The sequence below is a fragment of the Azospirillum brasilense genome, from assembly GCF_001315015.1.
Lineage (GTDB): Bacteria > Pseudomonadota > Alphaproteobacteria > Azospirillales > Azospirillaceae > Azospirillum > Azospirillum brasilense.
This window is the reverse complement of the sequence record NZ_CP012914.1, coordinates 191,685-207,880: the sequence shown is the minus strand read 5'-3', so window position 1 is coordinate 207,880 and position 16,196 is coordinate 191,685. Positions and strand designations below refer to the sequence as shown.

The following is a 16,196-nucleotide window of genomic DNA, read 5'->3' as shown; positions in this document are numbered from 1 at the left end:
AACCCGTGTGCTGGTGTGCCGTAATCTTGAGGACGGGACGCTTACTTGACGAAGAGGCGCTGTTCGTCCTGGTAGTCGCCCGTGGAATGGTGGATTTCCACGCGCAGGTCCCACTGGCCGGGCAGCGGCAGCGCCACCGGGGCGGCGAAGCGGCCCTCGCCCAGATAGGGCAGGTCGAGGCGCACGTCGTGGCCCTCGCTGGTCGGGCGGATGAAGGCGACCTTGACCTCGGCGTCCTTCAGCAGGTTGCCGTACTTGTCGTGCAGCGTCAGCGCCAGGATGCCCTTCTGCGCCTCGGTGCTGGTGAAGTCGGTGGCGACCTTCCAGCCGCGCTCGGCCTGGGCGCGGGCGCCGGCCAGATCCTCGTTGTACTTCAGGCCCTTCATGAAATGCTGCTCGGTCTGGACGCCGGTCCAGCTCGACAGGGCGAAGTGCAGCATCACGCCGTTGACCGCGATCACGACGGCGAATCCGGCCACGAAGATCCAGGGGATGTACCAGCCGGGCTGGCGGCCGGTCCGGCGGGGCGGGGTGCGGCGGGTTCCGGCGTCGGTGGACAGCGTCATCGTCGTCTTGACCTTTGGTGAATGCAGCGCGAAGAGCCGGTCGGGATCAGTTGGCCGGCCCCATGAAGACGGAGTCATAGGTCGCCACCTCACCATCGGCCGAGGTAAGCCTGAAGGTAAGGGGCTGGGAGGCGCCTTGCAAACCGGTGCGCGGCGCGGTCACGAAAATTCTGTAGGTCGCCACCATGTCCGGATCGGCGGTCAGGCGCTGGTTGTCGGCCTGCTCGTCCTGACCGTCGCCAGCCACCGACAGGCTGGCCCCCGTCACCCCGGAGACCGCCAGCGTGTAGGCGCGCGGGTCGCGGGTCATGTTGGAGATCTTGAAGGTGTAGGCGTTGCGCACCGACCCGTCGGACAGCGCCACGAACAGCGGCGCGCGGTCGCGCAGGACGCTGATGTCCAGCCCCGGCTTCAGCAGCAGCCCGACCCCGATGCCGCCGGCGATGACCAGCATCATCAGCGTGTAGAGAATCGTGCGCGGGCGCAGCAGGCGGAAGGGCACCGGCTGCCCGCCGGTGGCGACGGCCACCTGATTGGTCTGGGTGTCGAACGTGATGAGGCCGGTCGGCCGCCCGACCTTGGTCATGATCTCGTCGCAGGCGTCGATGCACAGGCCGCAGCCGATGCACTGCATTTGCAGCCCGTCGCGGATGTCGATGCCGGCGGGGCAGACCTGGACGCAGTTGAAGCAGTCGATGCAGTCGCCCAGACCTTCGGCCCTGCGCTCCTCCCAGCTCTGCGACTTGCGCAGCAGGCTGCGGCCCTCGCCGCGCCAGTCCTGGTAGGTGACGATCAGGCTGTCCTCGTCGATCATCGCCGACTGGAAGCGCGGCCACGGGCACATGTAGGTGCAGACCTGCTCCCGCGCGAAGCCGGCCAGCAAATAGGTGGTGGCGGTGAACAGGCCGATGAAGCCGAGCGCGGTCGAGGACATCTCGAAGCGCAGCATCTCGCCCAGCAGGGTCGGCGCGTCGGTGAAGTAGAAGATCCAGGCGCCCCCGGTCGCCAGCGCGATCAGCAGCCAGATCAGGTTTTTCAAGACCTTGCGCCCGACCTTCCGGGCGGTCCAGCCGCCCTGGTCGAGGCGGATGCGCTCGCCGCGGTCACCCTCGACCAGCCGCTCGACCCAGACATAGAGGTCGGTCCACACCGTCTGCGGACAGGCGTAGCCGCACCAGACGCGGCCCGCCAGCGAGGTCGCCAGGAACAGGCCCAGCGCCGCCAGGATCAGCGCGCCGGTCAGGTAATAGATCTGCTGCGGCCACAGCTCCACGAAGAACAGGTAGAAGCGGCGGTTGGCGAGGTCGAGCAGCACCGCCTGGTCGGGGGCGTTCGGCCCGCGGTCCCAGCGGACCCAGGGCAGCACGTAGTAGATCGCCAGGAGAACCGCCAGCGCCGCCCATTTGATACGGCGAAAGGTGCCGTGCACCGCCTTGGGATAGACCTTGGCGTGCTTCTGATACATGGAGCGCGACGCGCGACGCTGCGCCTTCGGTGGGGCAGCGGCGGGCGCGTCACCGAAGGCCGGGCGTTCCAACCGGTCGCTTCCCAGTCGGTCGCTTCGAGGCGGTTGCTGTTCGGTGGTCGTGTTCATGACCTCGCCCTTATTCGTCTGGCGACCGCCGCGCGGGCGGCTTGGCCATGCCGACATGGTTCGGCCGTGGCGAGGGGACTATGGCGGCAGAACGTCACAGGGGCATTGCGCTGGATCAAAGGATTCGGGGGCGGATTCGGGGGCGGATCGGAGCACCACCACCCACCTCGACGCAGCCATCGCGGGCCGGACAACAAGCCGCCCGGAAAAAGAAAATGCCGGGGAGTCGCCTCCCCGGCACCGAAGTCCGGCGGACCCGCCAGGGGGGCGTCCCCCTCCCCGGCCGGTTCCTCCTGTCTGGACGGCTTACTTGCCGCCGCCCAGGTTGTGCACGTAGACGGCCAGCGACTTGATCGTCGCGTCGTCCAGACGCTTCGACCAGGCGGGCATCACGCCGGCGCGGCCGTTCGTGATGGTCTGGACCAGCGTGGCCTTGTCGCCGCCATACAGCCAGTTGGCCGTAACGAGCGGCGGAGCGCCGACCTCCATGCCGACCGCGAGCGAGCCCTGCGCGTTCTCGCCGTGGCAGGCGGCGCAGTTCTCGTCGTAGACGGTCTTGCCCTTCTCCGCGGCGGCGGCGTCGGTCGAGCGCTTGTTCAGCGACAGGATGTACTCGGCGACCTGACCGATCTGGTCACGGTTCAGGATGCCGTCCCGGCCGAAGGCGGTCATGCCGATGCCGACGGTGCCGCGGGTGTCGCCGTCATCCGCACGGATGCCGTGCTGGATGGTCTTGTAGATGTCGGCGGTGGTGCCGCCCCACAGCCACACGTCGTCGGCGAGCGTCGGGAAGCCCTTGGCGCCCTGACCGCCGGCGCCGTGGCAGGCCGCGCAGTTCTCGTTGAAGTAGGAGCGGCCGCCGGCCATCGCGAAGGCAAGGAGGTCCTTGTTCTTCTGGATGTCCTCGACCGAGGTCGCCGCGATGGCCGTCAGGTACTTTTCCTGGGCCTTCTTGCCGTCGGCGACCTTCTGCACCAGCTCCTCGCGCTGCGAGTAGCCGAGCAGGCCCTTCGTGTAGCTCTTGCCCAGCGGCCAGGCCGGGTAGAGCACGTAGTAGACGAGGGACCACGCAATGCAGACGTAGAAGATGTACAGCCACCACTTGGGCAGGGGGTTGTTCAGCTCCCGCAGGCCGTCCCACTCGTGGCCGGTGGTCTCGACGCCGGAAAGGGCGTCCTTTTCTTTCTGTGCCATGGCCTAAAACTCCTGACCATCTTCCTTGAGCGGGATCCGGGAGGCGTCTTCGAACTTGCCCCGGTTGCCTGGCCACATGGCGTAGACCACGATGCCGGTGAAGAGCAGGGCCAGCCAGACGGTCCAGAAGGACCGCAGGGCGACAGTGATCGAATCCAAGTCCATGGATCCCTCCCGGTTACTGCTGGAGCTGCTTGGGCGACTGGTACTTGGTGAAGTCCACCATGGTGCCCAGGACCTGCAGGTAGGCCACCAGCGCGTCCATTTCGGTGACGCCCTTGTTGCCCGTGAAGTTCGCCACGACGGCCTTCGGGTAGCGCTTCATCAGACCGGCCGTGTCGGCGTCCGGGTTCTTCTGCGCTTCGAGGTCGGCCTTGGCGCTGGCGATCTGCTCGTCCGTGTAGGGGACGCCGACGATGCGCAGGGTCTTCATGTGATCCTGGATGTCGGTGTACTTCAGCGGACGGTCCTTCATCCAGGCGTAGCCCGGCATGATCGATTCCGGCACCACGGCGCGCGGATCGACCAGATGGGCCACCTGCCAGTCGTTGGAGTACTTGCCACCCACGCGGGCCAGGTCCGGACCGGTGCGCTTGGAGCCCCACTGGAAGGGATGGTCGTACATGCTTTCCGCGGCCAGCGAATAGTGACCGTAGCGCTCCACCTCGTCGCGGAACGGACGGATCTGCTGGCTGTGGCAGTTGTAGCAGCCTTCGCGGAAGTAGATGTTCTGGCCAGCCAGTTCGAGCGGCGAGTAGGGACGGACCCCATCCACCTTCTCGATCGTCGACTCGATCGTGAACAGCGGGACGATCTGGACGAGGCCGCCGATCGACACGGTGATCAGGATCAGGACGATGAGCAGAAGCGTGTTCCGCTCGATCGTGTCGTGACTAAAGCCCTTTTTTTCCTCAGCCATTTTCTCAGTTCCTCCGGCGTCAGGCCGCACCGACCGCCGCCTTGTGCGGGGCGGAGGCATAGGGCTTCTCGATGCGGACGTCACCCTTGGCCGTGCGCCACAGGTTGTAGACCATGATCAGGGCACCAGCCAGGAACAGGACGCCGCCCAGCGCACGGATCACGTAGAAGGGATGCATGGCCGCGACCGTCTCGACGAACGAGTACTGGAGGAAGCCGAGGTTGTCGTAGGCGCGCCACATCAGGCCCTGCATGATGCCCGACACCCACATGGCGGTGATGTAGAGCACGATGCCGATGGTGGCGGTCCAGAAGTGGTAGCTGACCAGACGCAGGCTGTAGAGCTGCGAGCGCTTCCACAGGACCGGGACCAGATAGTAGATCGCGCCGAAGGAGATGAAGGCCACCCAGCCGAGCGCACCGGAGTGCACGTGGCCGATCGTCCAGTCGGTGTAGTGCGACAGGGCGTTGACCGGCTTCACCGACATCAGCGGGCCCTCGAAGGTCGACATGCCGTAGAAGGCCACCGACGTCACGAGGAAGCGCAGGACCGGGTCGGTGCGCAGCTTGTCCCAGGCACCCGACAGGGTCATGATGCCGTTGATCATGCCGCCCCAGGACGGCATCCACAGCATGACCGAGAAGGTCATGCCCAGCGTCTGCGCCCAATCCGGCAGGGCCGTGTAGTGCAGGTGGTGCGGGCCGGCCCAGATGTAGAGGAAGATCAGCGTCCAGAAGTGCACGATCGACAGGCGGTACGAATAGACCGGCCGCTCCGCGCGCTTCGGAACGAAGTAGTACATGATGCCGAGGAAGCCGGCGGTCAGGAAGAAGCCGACCGCGTTGTGGCCGTACCACCACTGCACCATGGCGCTCTGCACGCCCGAGACGAACGGGTAGGACTTCATCCCGGTCAGCGACACCGGGACGTTGACGTTGTTGCCGATGTGGAGGATCGCGACGGTCAGGATGAACGCCATGAAGAACCAGTTGGCGACGTAGATGTGCGACTCCTTGCGGGTCATCACCGTGCCGACGAACTGGATGGCGTAGAGGACCCAGATGACCGTCAGGTAGAGGTCGAGGATCCACTCCGGCTCTGCATACTCCTTGCCCTGGGTGTAGCCGAGCACGTAGCTGAGCGCCGCCAGGACGATGAAGATGTTGTAGTTCCAGAAGACGAACTTCGCGAGGCCCTCGCCGCCGAACAGGAACTGGCGGCTGGTGCGCTGCACGGAGTAGAGCGAGGTGGCGAACAGGACGTTGCCGCCAAACGCGAAGATCACGGCCGAGGTGTGGACCGGCCGCAGGCGCCCGAAGCTCGTCCACTCAAGGCCGAGATTCAGCGCCGGAAAAGCGAGCTGCAGCGCGATGAAGACGCCGGCGAGGAAGCCGACGACGCCCCAGAACACTGCAGCGATGACGAAGAGTCGGACGGCGTCTTCGTAGTAACGCACATTTTCCGACACCCGCTGGCTGCCCAGGGCGGCCCCTGGCGTCAGAGTCGCTGATGTCATTCAATCTCTCCCGTTTGCCCCGGGCGGCTCGGGCCGCTCCCTCTGAGGTTGCACCACCGCTGGGTACGTACTGTTAAGGAGGGGGGCAGGTTCACATACGATGCACTTCTTATGCGGACGCCGGTTGCGCCTGCCTCCAATAATCCCAATATGTGTAGGGGTGGACCTTGCAACATTGATCTACGTCAACGACCGGTCTTACCGGTGCCTGCCATCGTTCACCGTCCTTCACGCGGTCGGACGGGCATGGACGAAAGCTTCATCGCGAAACCTCTCGGTCAGCGTCAGATCGACCAGGCCTATCCGCTGGTGCGGGCCATCTTCCCGGACCTGCCGGTGGAGCAATGGCGCGCATTTGCCGCAGCACTTATCGGGCCGGTTGATACCCCCGCGACGCCGTCGGGCATCATGACCGTGCAGAACGCACGGGGGTACCTCCATGGACTTTTCTCATACGCTATTGCGGAGCATCTTCGCCACGGCCGAATTCTGGCCGTGGAGAATTTCGTGGTGCTCGACCTGTTCGACATGACGGGCCCGGCGGAGACTTTGCTGCACTCCATGGATCGTTTGGCGCGCGGTCACGGATGCGCGGCGATTCACACCGCGCTGCCGGAATTGCTGGCCGGGGCGGCCGGGTCGCGCGGGTCGCTGCTGACCTGCTTCCACCAGGACGGGCACCGCACGGAAACCTTGCGGCTGTGCAAGGCGATGGACGGCGCCAACGACAACCGCGCGCATCGGTCGCAGGCGGAAAGCCCGCTCGGCATCCCGTAAACCGCGCCGGAGGCGTCGGGTCCCCGTCCCATTCCGCGAATCCACGCGCCGTTTCCCACGACTCCGGCGACGTGACCGTTTGCTCGGCGGGCGCGAGCGGCTAGGATGCGCCATCATGACCGACACCCCCACCACCCCCGTCAAATACCGGGCGATCCATCTGCAGGCCGGCCGCCAGCGGCGCGTCCTGCACGGCCACCCCTGGGTCTATTCCAACGAAGTCCAGATGGACACGGCGGCCAAGGCCATCCCGCCGGGCAGCCCGGTGCGCCTGCTGGACCCCGGCGGGAAACCGCTGGGCATCGCCACCTTCAACCCGCACACCCTGATCGCCGCGCGGATGCTCTCCGGCGACCCGGCGACGGTGGTCGACCACGCCTTCCTCGCCGGGCGGCTGAGGAACGCCGTGGCGATGCGCGACGCGCTGTTCGACCGGCCCTACTACCGCGTCGTCCACGCGGAGGCCGACGGGCTGCCGGGACTGATCGTGGACCGCTACGGCGACGTGGTGACGGTGCAGGCCAACAGCGTCTTCATGGACCAGCGGATCGACGCCATCCTGGCCGCCATCGACGAGGTGCTGGCCCCGCGCGCGGTCATCCTGCGCAACGACAGCACCCAGCGCGCGCTGGAGGGGCTGCCCGAGGAAAGCCGGCTGGTGAAGGGCGAGATCGACGGCCCGATCCGGCTGGAGGAGAACGGCGCCACCTTCTTCGCCGACCCGCTGGGCGGGCAGAAGACCGGCTGGTTCTACGACCAGCGCGACAACCGCGCCTTCATCGCCAAGCTGGCGAAGGGCAAGCGGGCCATCGACTTCTTCAGCTACAACGGCGGCTTCGGCGTGCTCTGCGCCGTCGAGGGCGCGTCGTCGGTGGTGTCGGTCGACCGCTCGCAGGGGGCGCTGGACAACGCCACCCGCGCCGCGGAGGCCAACGGCGTGGCCGACCGCTTCGAGGCGCGCCGCGCCGACGCCTTCAACGAGCTGGAGCGGCTGAACGCCGAGGGCGAGACGTTCGAGATCGTCATCGCCGACCCGCCGGCCTTCGTGAAGTCGAAGAAGGACCTCGCCGTCGGCTGCCGCGCCTACCGCAAGATGACCCGTCTGGCGGCGAAGATCACCGCGCCGGGCGGCTTCCTGCTCTGCGCGTCCTGCAGCCACAACGTCGACCCGCCGACCTTCGCCGAGCAGGTCGCCCGCGGCCTGCACGACGCCGGGCGGACGGGGCGCATCCTGCGCAGCGCCGGGGCCGGGCCGGATCATCCGGTTCATCCGCATCTGCCGGAGTCGGCCTATCTCAAGGCCATCGTGATGCAGCTGGACTGAGGGTGACTCACCAGGAAGGCGCGAGGCTGTTGATGACCCTCGCGCCTTCCTGATCTTCCTCGCGGACCCTACGGGCGGCTGAACACCCCGACGACCTCGACATGGGCCGACCACAGAAACTGGTCCACGGGGTAAACGCGGCTCAACACGTAGCCGCCGTCCACCAGCGTCCGGGCGTCGCGGGCGAAGGTCGCGGGGTTGCAGGATACCGCCACCAGCCGCGGCACCTTCGAGCCGGCCAGCGCCTGCGCCTGGGCGGCGGCCCCGGCGCGCGGCGGGTCGAAGACCACCGCGTCGAACCGCGCCAACTCCTTCGCCGTCAGCGGATTCTCGAACAGGTCGCGCCGCTCCGTGGTCAGGCGCAGCGCCCCCGCCGCCTTGTTCAGCGCGGCCAGCGCCGGGGCGTCCCCCTCCACCGCATGGACCGCCGCCCGCTGGGCCAGCGGGACCGCGAAGGTGCCCAGACCGGCGAACAGGTCGGCGACCCGCTTCGGCTCCCCGATGTTGGCGAGGACGGCGGCGACCAGCGCGGCCTCCCCCTCGGCGCTCGCCTGGAGGAAGGCGCCGGGCGGCGGGGTGACCGGCAGGCCGGCGAAGGACACCGCCAGCGGACGGCGGTGGGCGATGGGCTCCGGCGTACCCCGCCCATCCGGCTGTCTTTCATCGGCCTGCCAGGAGATGCGGGCCACCCCCTCCGCCTCGCCGAAGGCCACCAGCCGTTCCCGCGCCGCGCGGTCCAGGCTGCGCGGGCCGACCAGCACAAGGTCGATCCCGCCCTCCAGATCGGTGGCGATCACGTCACAGCCGCCGCCGTCCGGCAGAACCGACAGCAGCAGCCCGCGCAGCGGCTCCACCAGGGCGAACAGGCCGGGCCGCAGCACCGGACACTCCGCCAGGTCGGTCAGCCGGTGGCTCATCCGCTCGTTGAAGCCGAGCCAGACGCGACGCCCCCGCTTCAGCGCGGCGAAGCGGGCGCGGCGGCGCGCCGCTGGCGGCGTCCGCGACAACGGCTCAAGGGGCGTGTCGCCCAGCCCGACGCGGGCCAGCGCGCCCTGCACCAGCCCGACCTTCCAGGCGGCGTAGGCGGCGTCCTCCATATGCTGGAGCGTGCAGCCGCCGCAGGTTCCGAAATGGGAACAGGGCGGCGCGGCGCGTCCGGGGCCGGGCTCCAGAATTTCGAGCAGGTCGGCGCGCAGACCGTCTCCCTTGGCGTTGGCGGCCTCCTTCACGGCCACCCGCACGCGGTCGCCGGGGACGGTCAGCGGCACGAAAAGCTTGGCGTCTTCGAAGCTGGCGATGCCGTCGCCGCGGGCGCCGACCTCGGTGACGGTCACCTCGGCGATCCTGGGGGCAACACGGGGAGCGGTGCGGGATTCGCCGCTGCGGGGGGACGGGCGGTGTTTGGGGGCGGGTCGTTTCACGCGGTCACTCTCAGGACGGCCATCATGCCGGTCTCCTGATGCTCCAGAACATGGCAGTGGAGCATCCAGTCGCCGGCCTCTTCGGCCACGAAGGCGATCTCGGCCGTTTCACGGGGGCCGAGCAGGATGGTGTCGCGCCACTCGCGGTGCTCGGCCGGCCGGCCATTGCGCGAGAGGACGCGGAAGGGAAAGCCGTGCAGGTGCATGGGGTGCCACCAGCCGGTCTCGTTGACGAAAGCCGTCACCTGCGTTTGACCGCGTTTGACGGTGATGAGCGGCTCCAGGTGATGGCCCATGGATTGATGGTTCATGGCGGCCACGCCGTTCAGCGCCCAGAAGGGGCCGCGCGGCCCGGCGGTCTTCGGCATGGCGCCGTGCATCCCGCCATCCAGAACCACATCCTGACGGACGGCTCCGGAAAGGTCAGGCTCGGGCAGCGGGTTGGCGGCCAGCGCGATCGGGGCGTCCAGAGGCGAATCGCGCAGAGGCGCCTCGTCGCCGTAGGTCAGCCGGGTCAGCCGGTAGGCCATGCGCGGGTAGAAGCCGTCGACCACGTCGAACCCCTCGCCCGGCCTGCCTTCCATGTCGATCACGAGATCGGCGCGCTGGCCGGGTCCCAACACCACCTTGCCGTCCGGCGGGGCGTGCGGCGTCACCGGCTGGCCGTCGAGCGCGATCACCCGCGGCGTGTGCCCCTGGAAGTCGAGCGCGAAGACGCGGGCGTTCGCCGCGTTGATCAGGCGCAGACGGACGCGCTCTCCGGCACGGACCGGCACGCTGTCCCGCACCGCGCCGTTGATGGTGACGGTGTTGCCGATGCGCCCGGCGTGGGTGGCGTCCATGGGGTGGCCGAAGCCGCCGGCCAGTTCCGCTTCCTTCGTCAGACGCCAGTCGCCGAGCAGCCAGAGCAGGTCGCGGTCGACGCGGATCGGCTCGCGCTCATCCACGATGAAGGCGCCGGTCAGGCCGTGGGCCACCTGCACCCCGCTGTTGACGTGCGGGTGGTACCAGAAGGTGCCGGCGTCCTTCAGCGGGAACTCGTAGTCGAACCGCCCACCCACCGGCACCGGCGGCTGCGACAGGCCGGGCACCCCGTCCATGGCGTTGGGGACGCGCAGGCCGTGCCAGTGGATGGTCGTCGGCTCCGGCAGCGCGTTGGCGAAGGCGATGCGCGCCGTGTCGCCCTGGCGGAAGCGCAGCTCCGGCCCCGGAATCCGCCCGTCATAGGCCCAGACCGCCGTGTCGGGAAAGCCCGCCCCCGCCAGATTGGCGCGGGCCGGGCCGGCGGACAGGCTGACCGCCGTCCCCTCCCCCACCGCCGCGCGGGCCGCGCGCGGCAGCAGGCCGGCCCCGGCCAGCAGGGCGGAGCCGATCAGCAGATCGCGGCGGGTCAGCGGGAGAAAGGGCGGCACGGCGTCCTCACACGTAGCGGGCCAGGGCGTCGCGCAGGTCGGCCGGCACCGGGGTCGGACGGTGGCTGTCCTTGTCGACGATGACGCAGACGGCCTCCTGCACGGCGATGCAGCGGTCGCCGTCGAAGATCGCCGCACCCAGCACGACGGAGGTGTTGCCGACCTTCGCCACCCGCGCGCCGACACGGATGCTTGCCGGGAACAGCAGCTCCGCCTTGTAGTCGATGATGCTGCGCGCCAGCACCACGGTCCAGGGCGACTCGCCACGGAAGCCGCCGCAGTCATGGACCAGCGACACGCGGCTCTGCTCGAAATACACGCCGATGGCGTTGTTGTTGACGTGGCCGAGCGCGTCGAGGTCGGCGAAGCGCACATGCTCGGCGATCCAGAAACGGTAGAGGTCGGGGCGGGTCGGATCGGTCATGGTCGCCTGTCGTATGATGGTTCGGGCCGAATGTGGCCGGTGGCGCGGGCCGGGGCAAGCCCGGGCATGACGGTCATTCCCCGCAGCGTCCCGATTTGCCGCGCCAACCCGGGCGGGGCGGTGTTATAGGAGTCGCACCATAACACCCGCAACGGACCGCAAGATGAGCAAGGACAGCACCAACCAGACGGCCGAGGCCCTCTTCGAGAAGGCCCTGTCGGTCGCCGAGAAGCATCTCGAGGCGGCGATCAAGGAAGGCGGGGTCCTCGGCCCCTACATCGCCGTCGCCATGATCGAGGCCGCCGTGAACACCGCCGTGGACGAGACCAGCCACGAGGACGTCATCGACATGCTGCGCGATCTGGCCGCCCAGATCGAAGCGGACGCGGACGAGAGCGAAGAATAAAGCGAACTTCGTTCGCTTTAGTTTTTAACGCCTCATTCGCCGGCGGGCTTCGGCCGCATGTGCGGCCGGGACCGCCGTCGCGGTCCGAAGCGGATGAACATCCGCTTCAAGTGCCGCCGTCACGCGGGGTCCGGCTGCCGGCGCGCTTCGCGCCGGCGCAGGATTTCGTAGACGACGGCGCCCAGGATGGTCAGCGCGATCAGGATCAGCGACAGCGCGTTGACCGCGGGTGTCAGGCCCGTGCGCACCTTCGAGGCGATGTAGACCGTCAGCGTGGTGTCCAGCCCGCGGACGAACAACGTCGTGTTGTAGTTCTCGAAGCTCTGCAGGAAGGCCAGGAAGGACGCCGACAGGATGGCCGGCGTCAGATAGGGCAGCGTGATCCGCCGGAACACCTGCCCGTGGGTGGCGCCCAGATCCAGCGCCGCCTCCTCCAGCGTCTGGTCGAACCGTTGCAGCCGCGCCAGGAACAGCAGCATCGCGTAGGCCGCGATGAAGCTGGATTGCGCCAGGATCGTCAGGAACAGGCCGCCGGTCACCCCGAACCACTCCCGCCAGAAGACCAGCGTGGAGATGCCGACGATCACCCCCGGCGTCAGCAGCGGCGACACCATCACGGCGTAGAGGAAGGTCCGCGCCCGGCTGTGCAGCCGGTCGAGCAGCAGCGCCGCCGCCAGCCCCAGCGGCACCGCCACGGCGATCACCCCCGCCCCGACCAGCAGGCTGGTCCCCAGCGCCTGCCACATGCGCTGATCGGCCCACAGGGCGCCGAACCATTGCAGCGTGAAGCCCATCCAGGGGGTGACGGTCGGGAAGCGGCTGCTGTTGAAGGTCGCCGCCGCCATGATCCCCAGCGGCAGGAACAGATAACCGAAGAACAGGACCAGATAGGCCCCGGTGACCCAGCGGCGGAAACTTGCGGCGGTCATGGCGCGATACCCGTCACTTGGCAATACCCATCACTTGGCGATGTCTGTGAGGCCGACGCGGAACAGCCGCATCATCAGCAGGATGAAGGCGACGCACAGGATCAGCAGGATGAAGGCGTAGGCCGCCCCCTGGTTCCAGTTCCCGCCCTCGAAGAACCAGTTGTAGATGACCTCGGTGAACCAGCGGCTCTGCGGTCCGCCGAGCAGGGCCGGCACGGCGTAGCTGCCCGCCGCCAGCATGAAGGTCATGATGCAGCCGACCGCGATGCCCGGCTTGGCGTGGGGGATGACGATGCGGCGGTGGATGCGCAGCCACCCCGCCCCCAGGTCGCGCGCGGCCTCGATCTGGTTGCGGTCCAGCGACTCCATGGCGTTCATCATCGGGAACACCATGAAGAGGATGTAGACGTAGACCATCCCGATGATCACCCCGGCGTCGCCGCCGAGCAGCCGCTGCGGCTCCGAGAAAATGCCCAGCCCGACGAGCAGCGCGTTCAGCGGCCCGTTGAAGGCCAGGATGATGTACCAGGCGAAGGTGCGCAGCAGCTCGTTGATCCAGAAGGGCACGACGAGCATCAACACGAGCAGCGGCAGGCGCCGCCGCGGCGCCACCTGCGCCATGTAGAAAGCGACGGGGTAGCAGACCGCCAGCGTCACCGCGGTGACGAGGCTGCTCGCCCAGATCGTCTTGAGGAAGATCGCCAGATGGATCTGGTTGGTCCACAGCGTCGCGTAGTTGCGCAGCGTGTAGACGTCCTCCGGCCCGCCGGCCTTGCTGGGCGGCAGCGACGGGCGGAAGGAGAAGTCCACCATCAGCAATTGCGGCAGCACGACCAGCAGCAGAAGCCACACGGCCACCGCCAGCAGGATCGCCGCGGTCAGAACCGGACCGTACCGGCGCAGCACGCCGCCCATGACCAAACCCCCACCCGCCGAGATTCTAGGATCGAAAGCCTCTCACGACCCCGGTCCAGAGCGCAAGCGAGGCTATGCCCCGGCAAAAGACCAGAGACTTCAAATAACCACAATTTTATTGCCTTTTTTCGGTCCCTGGACTGTGCCCATAGTGACGCCATGCGTGCATGGCGGACATCCGGCGTGATGAGGGAGGCAACAGCGTGGGTCGCCGCGCTGGTGCTGGTCTTCCACGCCCTGGTCATGGCCACCCACATCCCGGCGCCATTGGCCAGGGTGCTGGCGGAGTCGGCACAGATCGCCATGGCCGGCTCGATCTGCCATTCCAGCGCCGCGCCCGACGCCTCCGCCGCATCGCACGCGAATCATGATTCCGTCCCGGATGGCACGCCGGGCCACGTCACCTATTGCCCGATCTGCCTGTCGCTGGGCGGCGGGTCCCTGTTCGGTCCGGCCATGGCGCCGGCCCCGCTGCCGCCGGTCGGGATCGTGCTGGCCGCCGTTCCGCTGCCCGTGGACGACGAGGCCGGGGCCGGGCGACCCCCGCGCGCCTTCTCCGCCAGAGCGCCTCCGGTGGGTGTCTGAACCGACCCCCTCAGACAGACCCACACCGGAGACTTCCCATGTTCCGCAACACCCGCGGCGCCCTGCTGGCCGCTGCCGTCCTCGCTTGCCTGCCCGGTCTTCTTCCTGGTTCCGCCGCCCTCGCCCACACCACGCTGGAGACCAAGCAGGCCCCGGCCGCCAGCACCTACAAGGGCGTGCTGCGCGTCGGCCATGGCTGCGGCGCCTCCCCCACCATCGCCCTGCGCGTGCAGATCCCAGAGGGGGTCATCGCGGTGAAACCGATGCCCAAGCCCGGCTGGACCCTGACGACCAAGGAAGGCCAATACGCCAAGGCCTACGACTACTACGGCGAGTCGCTGAGCAAGGGCGTTACCGAGATCGCCTGGACCGGCGGCTCGCTGCCCGACGCCCATTACGACGAGTTCGTCTTCCGCGCCCGCCTGCCCGACGCCGACCCCGGCACCGTGGTCTATTTCCCCGTGGTGCAGGAGTGCGAGACCGGCGTACACCGCTGGATCGAGATCCCGGAGCCGGGCAAGACCGACCATGACGTCAAGGAGCCGGCCCCCGGCGTCACCCTGACCGCCAAGCCGTAAGGGAAGGAAAAACGCATGCGCCGGCTGGTCGTGGGGTGGGTCGCCGCCCTGATGCTGCTGTCCCTGTCCGTGCCGGCCCTGGCGCATGCCGTGCTGGTCGAGAGCGCTCCGGAGGACGGGGCGCGGCTCGACAGCCCGCCCGCCGAGGCCGTGCTGCGCTTCAACGAGCCGGTGCGGCCGGTGTCGGTGACGCTGATCGGCCCCGGCGGTGTGACGCTTCCCCTGCCCGCACCGGCCGCCGGGGACGGGGCGCTGCGCGTCGCGCTGCCCGGCGGGCTGGCGGTGGGGACCCATGTCCTCAGCTACCGCGTCAGCTCAGCGGACGGCCATCCGGTCGCCGGATCGCTCCTCTTCGGGATCGGTGCGGAGCCGGAACGACCGGCGGCGCTGGGCGGGGCGACGCCGCCGGCCACGCTGCTGGCCGCCGCCGCGGTCCGGGCGCTCCATTACGGAAGCCTGCTCGCCGCGGTCGGCGGCGGGCTGTTCCTGGTGCTGGTGGCGGGGCGGTGGAGTCCGCTGAACCGCCGCCTGCGCCCCGGCCTGTGCCTGGGCGTCGGCGTCGCCGCCCTGGTGGCGGTGCTGAACGCCGGGCTGGCCGGCGCGGTGCTGGAAGGCGCGCCCCTGTCCGCCCTGGCCACCGCTCCACCCTGGATCGCCGGCCTGACGAGCACGGCGGGGCCGAGCGTCCTCCTGGCCCTGCTCGGCCTGATCGCCACCGCCCTGGGGCTGGCGCTGGAAGAGCGGGGGACGGCGGGCCGCGTCCTGCTGGTCATCGGGGCGGTCGGGGCGGCGCTGGCGCTGGCCGCCACCGGCCACGCCGCGACGGCGGAGCCGCGCTGGCTCAGCGTGCCGCTGGTCGCCTTGCACGGACTCGCGGTGGCCTTCTGGATCGGCGGCTTCTGGCCGCTGGCCGTGCTGCTGCGGACGGAGCCGCCGGCCGAGTCGCTGCGGCTGGTCCGGCACTTCTCCGCCATCGCGGTTCCGGCGGTGGCCGTGCTTCTGCTCGCCGGGGCGGGGCTGAGCGTGTTGCAGATCGCCGACCCGCGCGCCATCCTGACCACCGCCTACGGCCAGATCTGGTCCGGCAAAATCGTTTGCGCCCTGGCCCTGCTGGGGCTGGCGGCCCTCAACCGCTGGCGGCTGACCCCACGGCTGGAGACCATGGGGACCGAGGGAGCGGCCCGGCTGCGCGCCAGCGTCCAGACGGAGATGGTGGTGGCCGCGCTGGTCGTGCTGTTCACCGCCGGGCTGGGCACCACGCCGCCGCCGCGCACCGAGTCCCTGCCGGTCTTCGCCGAGAAGCCGGCGGGCTTCAGCACCGCGGTCGTGGCGCGCGGGCGCACCGCCATCGTGACGGTGACCCCGGCGACGCCGGGAGCGAACCGAGTTGAGATGCGCCTGACCGGACCGGACGGCGCGCCGCTCGACGCGCTGGAGGTGTCGGCGGAGCTGGCCCTGCCCACCGCCAGGATCGAGGGCATCACCCGCCCCCTGCCCAAGGTCGCGCCCGGCGTCTATGCGTCGGACGGCATCACCCTGCCGGTGGCCGGATCCTGGGCGGTGCGGCTGGACGCGCTGGTCAGCGACTTCGAAAAGGTGCCCTTCCGCGCGGTTGTCCCGGTGGGTCGCTGAGCGG

17 protein-coding genes are annotated in these 16,196 nt (G+C 69.0%); 6 read left to right on the top strand and 11 right to left on the bottom strand.

What is annotated here, in order from left to right; all coding sequences use genetic code 11:
• Nucleotides 1-41: 41 nt before the first annotated feature.
• The 6 genes from AMK58_RS01005 to ccoN all read right to left on the bottom strand — a co-directional run bounded on the left by AMK58_RS01005 (nt 42) and on the right by ccoN (nt 5,789).
• Nucleotides 42-566 (bottom strand): FixH family protein, encoded by a 525-nt coding sequence (locus AMK58_RS01005; RefSeq protein WP_035672929.1) that lies wholly within the window; start codon nt 564-566, stop codon nt 42-44.
• A 46-nt stretch (nt 567-612) separates the two neighbouring features.
• Complete coding sequence (ccoG, locus tag AMK58_RS01000; RefSeq protein ID WP_059398494.1) at nt 613-2,160, bottom strand: cytochrome c oxidase accessory protein CcoG; 1,548 nt, start codon at nt 2,158-2,160, stop codon at nt 613-615.
• 306 nt (nt 2,161-2,466) lie between these two features.
• On the bottom strand, nt 2,467-3,354 hold the full coding sequence (gene ccoP / locus AMK58_RS00995) for a cytochrome-c oxidase, cbb3-type subunit III (protein WP_035672924.1): 888 nt from the start codon (nt 3,352-3,354) through the stop codon (nt 2,467-2,469).
• A gap of 3 nt (nt 3,355-3,357) precedes the next feature.
• Nucleotides 3,358-3,519: a cbb3-type cytochrome c oxidase subunit 3 gene (locus AMK58_RS00990; RefSeq protein ID WP_014238792.1), complete on the bottom strand. Its 162-nt coding sequence runs from the start codon at nt 3,517-3,519 to the stop codon at nt 3,358-3,360.
• 13 nt (nt 3,520-3,532) lie between these two features.
• Nucleotides 3,533-4,273: a cytochrome-c oxidase, cbb3-type subunit II gene (gene ccoO, locus AMK58_RS00985; protein ID WP_035672921.1), complete on the bottom strand. Its 741-nt coding sequence runs from the start codon at nt 4,271-4,273 to the stop codon at nt 3,533-3,535.
• Nucleotides 4,274-4,292: 19 nt separating this feature from the next.
• Nucleotides 4,293-5,789, bottom strand: coding sequence for a cytochrome-c oxidase, cbb3-type subunit I (gene ccoN / locus AMK58_RS00980; RefSeq protein ID WP_059398493.1), 1,497 nt, complete (start codon nt 5,787-5,789; stop codon nt 4,293-4,295).
• Nucleotides 5,790-6,035: 246 nt separating this feature from the next.
• Here ccoN and AMK58_RS00975 point away from each other — a divergent pair, with 246 nt between their 5' ends.
• Both AMK58_RS00975 and AMK58_RS00970 read left to right on the top strand, forming a co-directional pair.
• The gene (locus AMK58_RS00975) at nt 6,036-6,566 is read left to right on the top strand and encodes a hypothetical protein (protein ID WP_035672913.1); all 531 of its coding nucleotides are present in this window, start codon (nt 6,036-6,038) and stop codon (nt 6,564-6,566) included.
• A gap of 115 nt (nt 6,567-6,681) precedes the next feature.
• Nucleotides 6,682-7,890, top strand: coding sequence for a class I SAM-dependent rRNA methyltransferase (locus AMK58_RS00970; protein WP_035672910.1), 1,209 nt, complete (start codon nt 6,682-6,684; stop codon nt 7,888-7,890).
• A 68-nt stretch (nt 7,891-7,958) separates the two neighbouring features.
• Here the strand turns inward: AMK58_RS00970 and AMK58_RS00965 are convergent, their stop codons facing one another.
• The 3 genes from AMK58_RS00965 to AMK58_RS00955 all read right to left on the bottom strand — a co-directional run bounded on the left by AMK58_RS00965 (nt 7,959) and on the right by AMK58_RS00955 (nt 11,147).
• Complete coding sequence (locus AMK58_RS00965) at nt 7,959-9,224, bottom strand: class I SAM-dependent RNA methyltransferase (RefSeq protein ID WP_236778151.1); 1,266 nt, start codon at nt 9,222-9,224, stop codon at nt 7,959-7,961.
• 83 nt (nt 9,225-9,307) lie between these two features.
• Nucleotides 9,308-10,723, bottom strand: a complete 1,416-nt coding sequence (locus tag AMK58_RS00960; protein WP_059398491.1) for a multicopper oxidase family protein — start codon at nt 10,721-10,723, stop codon at nt 9,308-9,310.
• Nucleotides 10,724-10,730: 7 nt separating this feature from the next.
• Complete coding sequence (locus AMK58_RS00955) at nt 10,731-11,147, bottom strand: acyl-CoA thioesterase (RefSeq protein ID WP_035670011.1); 417 nt, start codon at nt 11,145-11,147, stop codon at nt 10,731-10,733.
• A 163-nt stretch (nt 11,148-11,310) separates the two neighbouring features.
• Between AMK58_RS00955 and AMK58_RS00950 the strand changes: the two genes are divergently transcribed.
• On the top strand, nt 11,311-11,553 hold the full coding sequence (locus tag AMK58_RS00950) for a hypothetical protein (protein WP_035670021.1): 243 nt from the start codon (nt 11,311-11,313) through the stop codon (nt 11,551-11,553).
• A 119-nt stretch (nt 11,554-11,672) separates the two neighbouring features.
• Here the strand turns inward: AMK58_RS00950 and AMK58_RS00945 are convergent, their stop codons facing one another.
• Both AMK58_RS00945 and AMK58_RS00940 read right to left on the bottom strand, forming a co-directional pair.
• Complete coding sequence (locus AMK58_RS00945) at nt 11,673-12,482, bottom strand: ABC transporter permease (RefSeq protein ID WP_035670025.1); 810 nt, start codon at nt 12,480-12,482, stop codon at nt 11,673-11,675.
• A gap of 30 nt (nt 12,483-12,512) precedes the next feature.
• The gene (locus tag AMK58_RS00940; RefSeq protein WP_035670028.1) at nt 12,513-13,397 is read right to left on the bottom strand and encodes an ABC transporter permease; all 885 of its coding nucleotides are present in this window, start codon (nt 13,395-13,397) and stop codon (nt 12,513-12,515) included.
• A gap of 186 nt (nt 13,398-13,583) precedes the next feature.
• Here AMK58_RS00940 and AMK58_RS00935 point away from each other — a divergent pair, with 186 nt between their 5' ends.
• From AMK58_RS00935 to AMK58_RS00925, 3 genes are read left to right on the top strand one after another with little or no spacing between them, the layout of a single operon-like run.
• The gene (locus AMK58_RS00935) at nt 13,584-13,982 is read left to right on the top strand and encodes a DUF2946 family protein (protein ID WP_035670031.1); all 399 of its coding nucleotides are present in this window, start codon (nt 13,584-13,586) and stop codon (nt 13,980-13,982) included.
• Nucleotides 13,983-14,020: 38 nt separating this feature from the next.
• The gene (locus AMK58_RS00930; protein ID WP_059398489.1) at nt 14,021-14,560 is read left to right on the top strand and encodes a YcnI family copper-binding membrane protein; all 540 of its coding nucleotides are present in this window, start codon (nt 14,021-14,023) and stop codon (nt 14,558-14,560) included.
• A 15-nt stretch (nt 14,561-14,575) separates the two neighbouring features.
• A complete protein-coding gene (locus AMK58_RS00925; protein WP_059398488.1) occupies nt 14,576-16,192 on the top strand; it encodes a copper resistance CopC/CopD family protein in 1,617 nt (538 codons plus the stop codon).
• Nucleotides 16,193-16,196: the final 4 nt, after the last annotated feature.

Bases quoted from the DNA above. Each gene is read 5' to 3' on its own strand.
- AMK58_RS00950 (WP_035670021.1), top strand. From the start codon at position 11,311: ATGAGCAAGGACAGCACCAACCAGACGGCCGAGGCCCTCTTCGAGAAG.
- AMK58_RS00935 (WP_035670031.1), top strand. From the start codon at position 13,584: ATGAGGGAGGCAACAGCGTGGGTCGCCGCGCTGGTGCTGGTCTTCCAC.
- AMK58_RS00930 (WP_059398489.1), top strand. From the start codon at position 14,021: ATGTTCCGCAACACCCGCGGCGCCCTGCTGGCCGCTGCCGTCCTCGCT.
- ccoN (WP_059398493.1), bottom strand. From the start codon at position 5,789: ATGACATCAGCGACTCTGACGCCAGGGGCCGCCCTGGGCAGCCAGCGG.
- AMK58_RS00975 (WP_035672913.1), top strand. From the start codon at position 6,036: ATGGACGAAAGCTTCATCGCGAAACCTCTCGGTCAGCGTCAGATCGAC.
- AMK58_RS00925 (WP_059398488.1), top strand. From the start codon at position 14,576: ATGCGCCGGCTGGTCGTGGGGTGGGTCGCCGCCCTGATGCTGCTGTCC.
- AMK58_RS00990 (WP_014238792.1), bottom strand. From the start codon at position 3,519: ATGGACTTGGATTCGATCACTGTCGCCCTGCGGTCCTTCTGGACCGTC.
- ccoG (WP_059398494.1), bottom strand. From the start codon at position 2,160: ATGAACACGACCACCGAACAGCAACCGCCTCGAAGCGACCGACTGGGA.
- ccoO (WP_035672921.1), bottom strand. From the start codon at position 4,273: ATGGCTGAGGAAAAAAAGGGCTTTAGTCACGACACGATCGAGCGGAAC.
- AMK58_RS00940 (WP_035670028.1), bottom strand. From the start codon at position 13,397: ATGGGCGGCGTGCTGCGCCGGTACGGTCCGGTTCTGACCGCGGCGATC.
- AMK58_RS00970 (WP_035672910.1), top strand. From the start codon at position 6,682: ATGACCGACACCCCCACCACCCCCGTCAAATACCGGGCGATCCATCTG.
- AMK58_RS01005 (WP_035672929.1), bottom strand. From the start codon at position 566: ATGACGCTGTCCACCGACGCCGGAACCCGCCGCACCCCGCCCCGCCGG.
- ccoP (WP_035672924.1), bottom strand. From the start codon at position 3,354: ATGGCACAGAAAGAAAAGGACGCCCTTTCCGGCGTCGAGACCACCGGC.
- AMK58_RS00945 (WP_035670025.1), bottom strand. From the start codon at position 12,482: ATGACCGCCGCAAGTTTCCGCCGCTGGGTCACCGGGGCCTATCTGGTC.
- AMK58_RS00955 (WP_035670011.1), bottom strand. From the start codon at position 11,147: ATGACCGATCCGACCCGCCCCGACCTCTACCGTTTCTGGATCGCCGAG.